4 protein-coding genes are annotated in these 3,517 nt (G+C 41.7%); all 4 read left to right on the top strand.

What is annotated here, in order from left to right; translation table 11 throughout:
- Positions 1 to 39 precede the first annotated feature (39 nt).
- Positions 40 to 1,035: a UDP-N-acetylglucosamine 4,6-dehydratase (inverting) gene (gene pseB, locus Q0296_RS09740; protein WP_298040014.1), complete on the top strand. Its 996-nt coding sequence runs from the start codon at positions 40 to 42 to the stop codon at positions 1,033 to 1,035.
- Positions 1,032 to 2,144, top strand: a complete 1,113-nt coding sequence (gene pseC, locus Q0296_RS09735; protein ID WP_298039997.1) for a UDP-4-amino-4,6-dideoxy-N-acetyl-beta-L-altrosamine transaminase — start codon at positions 1,032 to 1,034, stop codon at positions 2,142 to 2,144. The genes pseB and pseC overlap by 4 nt, the downstream gene beginning before the upstream one ends.
- Positions 2,145 to 2,146: 2 nt before the next feature.
- Positions 2,147 to 2,827 carry a pseudaminic acid cytidylyltransferase gene (gene pseF / locus Q0296_RS09730; protein ID WP_298039993.1) on the top strand — a complete coding sequence of 227 codons (681 nt, stop codon included), beginning with the start codon at positions 2,147 to 2,149 and terminating at the stop codon, positions 2,825 to 2,827.
- A partial coding sequence (locus tag Q0296_RS09725; RefSeq protein ID WP_298039991.1) for a UDP-2,4-diacetamido-2,4,6-trideoxy-beta-L-altropyranose hydrolase occupies positions 2,828 to 3,517 on the top strand: 690 nt, incomplete at its 3' end.

The raw sequence follows: 3,517 nt of genomic DNA, 5'->3' as shown, positions 1-3,517 counted from the left end.
CATTTATAAATCAAAAAATGACTAATAAAAAGGCGCAAAATGTTTGATGACAAAGCAATACTGATCACCGGTGGAACAGGAAGTTTTGGTAAAAAGTACACCGAAATTTTGTTAAAAAAATATAAGCCAAAAAGGCTAGTTATCTACTCACGTGACGAGCTAAAACAATACGAAATGGCCCAAATGTTTAAAGATAAGGCTATGCGTTTTTTCATCGGCGACGTGAGGGACTATAAGCGCTTAAGAACTGCGATGAACGGCATAGACTACGTCATCCACGCGGCTGCGATGAAACACGTACCAATCGCAGAATACAACCCAATGGAGTGCATAAAAACTAACATAGATGGCGCTCAAAACGTCATCGACGCCTCTTTGGAGTGCGGCGTTAGCAAAGTGATCGCGCTCTCAACTGACAAGGCATGCAACCCTGTAAATTTATATGGAGCCACAAAGCTAGCCAGCGATAAGCTCTTTGTCGCTGCAAACAACATCGTAGGCGAGAAAAAGACGAGATTTAGCGTCGTAAGATATGGAAACGTTGTTGGCTCTCGTGGATCAGTCGTGCCACTTTTTAAAAAGCTGATCGCACAAGGAGAAAAAGAACTTCCTATTACGCATGAGAAGATGACTAGGTTTTGGATCACGCTTGAGCAAGGAGTAAATTTCGTCCTTAAAAACTTTGAGAGGATGAAGGGCGGTGAAATTTTCATACCAAAGATCCCTTCTATGACAATGGTCGATCTTGCAAAAGCCCTTGCACCAGACCTTGGCGTAAAGATCATCGGCATTCGCCCAGGAGAAAAGATGCATGAGATGATGATATCAAGAGATGACGCGCATTTAACTTATGAATTTGATGATTATTACGTGATAAGCCCGTCTATTCAGTTTATGACAGCGCAGGACTTTTCAGTAAATGCGCTAAATCAAAAGGGCAAACCAGTGAGCGAGGACTTTGAGTATAGCTCAAATACAAATCAAATTTGGCTCGATAGAGCAGGCCTTCTTGAGATGATAGGAGACGGCAAATGATACCTTACAGCCGCCAGCAGATCACAGAAGAAGATATCAAAGTAGTAGCGGACGCGCTAAGAGACGACATCTTAACAGGTGGTCAAAAGGTTAGTAGCTTTGAAGAGGAGCTGGCAAAGTATATTGGTGTAAAGCACGTGATCGCCATGAACTCAGCCACTTCGGCCCTGCACGTAGCATATCTTAGCCTTGGCGTCAAGGAGGGTGATGAAGTGATCACGACGCCTATCACCTTTGCAGCCACTGCAAATGCGGCTTTGATGGCAGGAGCGCAGGTCAAATTTTGCGATGTTAAGATGGATGGCAACATCGATGAAGAGAAGATCCCAAATTTGATCACGCCAAATACAAAGGTAATAACAGCAGTCGACTACGGTGGCAACCCAGTGGAGCTAGATAAGATCATAAATTTAGCCAAAAAACACGGCATAAAAGTGATAGACGACGCCTCTCACGCCCTTGGTAGCGTGCAAAATGGCGTAAAAGTGGGCGTGAAGGCTGATATTAGCATATTTAGCTTTCACCCTGTAAAGCCTATCACCACGCTTGAAGGCGGCGCGCTTGCTACAAACGACGATGAGCTCGCAAGACTTGCAAGACTTTATAGAAGCCACGGCATCGCTAAAACAAAGCTTTGGGATAGCGACATGAGCCTGCTTGGATACAACTACAGGATAACAGACGTGGCCTGCGCTTTGGGGCTTAGCCAGCTAAAAAGACTGGACGGCTTTATCGCTAAAAGAAACGAGATAGCTAAATTTTATGATGAGAAATTTAGTGGGTGTGAGTACTTTAAAACTATAAATATCCCAGCAAATACAACTAGCTCAAGGCACCTATATCCAGTTCTTTTGGATGAGAGATTTTGGGATAAAAAAGAGCAAATTTTTGAAGCACTCTTGCAAAAAGGCGTTGGCGTGCAGGTGCATTATAAGCCAACATATAAATTTAGCTTTTATAAAGCACTATATGGCGAAATTTCACTGCCAAATGCGGAGAAATTTTATAGCGCCGAGCTTAGCTTGCCGTGCCATCACGGAATGAGCATAGATGATGCTAAATTTGTTGCAAGCACTCTTTTTGACGTGCTAAAAAGCTTTAGCGAGTAAAAATGATCTGCATTATTCCAGCAAGAGGCGGCAGCAAGAGAATACCTGGCAAAAACATCAAAGACTTTTTAGGCAAGCCTTTAATCGCATATAGCATCGAATCTGCGCTAAATTCTAAAGTTTTTAATGAAGTAATAGTAAGCACTGATGACGAAATGATCGCAAATGTAGCTAGAGAATTTGGAGCTAGCGTGCCATTTTTTAGAGAGGCGAGCCTAAGCGACGACTACGCAACAAGCACCGACGTGATAAAAGATGCGATAAGACGCGCGAATTCTAGCTTTAGCGACGTCTGCTGCCTTTATGCCACAGCTCCGCTTATAACGGCTGAAATTTTAAAAGAGGCCGCAGGAGAGTTTAAAAAAGATGAGTGTAAATTTTTATTTTCAGCAACTGCGTTTGATTTCCCTATACAAAGGGCGATAAAACTTGATGAAAACGCTAGGGTTAGTATGTTTTATCCGCAGTTTGAAAGGACGCGCTCGCAAGATCTGGAGCCTGCTTTTCATGATGCTGGGGCATTTTACTTTGGCAAAAAAGAGGCTTGGCTGCAGTGCAGCGCTATCTTTGCGCCACACTCAAAGGCATATTTACTGCCAAGAAATTTAGTCTGCGACATCGATACGCTAGAGGATTTTGAGTTTGCTAAAAAGCTTTATTTGATAAATAATGGAAAGATCTGATTGAAAGAATTTAAAGGACTCCCCCTGCTAAAAACGCTCGTGCGTGCTGATAGTAGCAGCAAGATAGGGCATGGGCACATCAGGCGAGACCTTTTGCTTGCTAAAAATTTTAGCGACATCTCTTTTGCATCTTTAAGGCTTGAAGGTGACATTTTTGATGAGGTAAACTACCCTAAATTTAGCCTAAGAAGTGGCGAGATAAATGAGCTTTGCGAACTTATAAAGGATAATAAATTTGAACTTCTCATCATCGACCACTACGGCTTTAGCTTTGAATACGAAAGAGCTATAAAAGAAAAAACCGGCGTTAAAATTTTATCATTTGACGACACTTACGAGAAACATTTTGCAGACTATATTTTAAATGTAAATTTGTATGCGCAAAAGGCAAGTTATGAGAGGCTTGTAGAAAAAGGCTGCGAGGTATTTTGCGGAAGCAAGTTTTTGCTAGTTAGAGATGAGTTTTATGAAGAAGCGCAGGTAAAAAGGGAGAAAATTTATGACTACGCTATCATTCTTGGAGGCACTGATATCTCTGGGTTAAGTGCTAAAATTTCAAAAAAGTTACTCTTAAAAGGGCTAAAAACAGCTGTCATAACAACAAGTGGAAATAAAAACTTAAGCGCCCTAAAAGAGATATCTAGTAAAAACGAAAATTTTAGCCTTTTTGTAGATAGTAAAAGCGTAGCA

Source organism: uncultured Campylobacter sp. (genome assembly GCF_937890585.1).
In the GTDB taxonomy this organism is placed as follows: Bacteria; Campylobacterota; Campylobacteria; order Campylobacterales; family Campylobacteraceae; genus Campylobacter_A.
This window is presented reverse-complemented; position numbering and strand designations above follow the sequence as displayed.